This is a genomic window from Streptococcus suis, assembly GCF_002964045.1.
Taxonomy (GTDB): Bacteria; Bacillota; Bacilli; order Lactobacillales; family Streptococcaceae; genus Streptococcus; species Streptococcus suis_U.
This window is the reverse complement of record NZ_POPB01000341.1, coordinates 1-467: the sequence shown is the minus strand read 5'-3', so window position 1 is coordinate 467 and position 467 is coordinate 1. Positions and strand designations below refer to the sequence as shown.

1 protein-coding gene is annotated in these 467 nt (G+C 42.0%); it reads left to right on the top strand.

Translation table 11 applies throughout. The features are described 5' to 3' along the window. Positions 1-467 (top strand): isopeptide-forming domain-containing fimbrial protein (locus tag C1E99_RS14495; protein ID WP_153060171.1); only part of this gene is annotated, 467 nt, incomplete at both ends.

Sequence of the window (467 nt, the reverse complement as noted above, 5' to 3'; positions counted from 1 at the left end):
GAACTGAAGGAAGTTCTAGAGTTTGCGGGAGCAGATGGTAAGGGCGAAGTCGTTGTTAAGATTGGTGATAAAGATGTCACACAGGAAACAACTGTGAAGACAGAAAACCAAAACTTGACGATCAACTTGACGTCAGATCAACTTTCTAAACTTCAAGGTCAGGCAGTCGTGGTGACATTTAAAGCTAAGATTCGCGCTAATGTCAACTTGTCAGACTACATTACAGATGGAGCAGTCAAAGTTCCTAACGTTGCGAATATTACGGTTGATAATAAACCAAAAGTAACGTCAGAACCAGTAACCGTCACTCCACCGACACCAACTGACCCAACAGTAGATAAGTTGGTTAACAATCAAGTCCACGCAGATCTTCCACAACGTGATGAAGTGTTTGAGTACACTATCAATACCCAAGTTCCAACCGATGCGAAAAGCTTCGAAATCACTGATGAACTCAAAGATGTTCT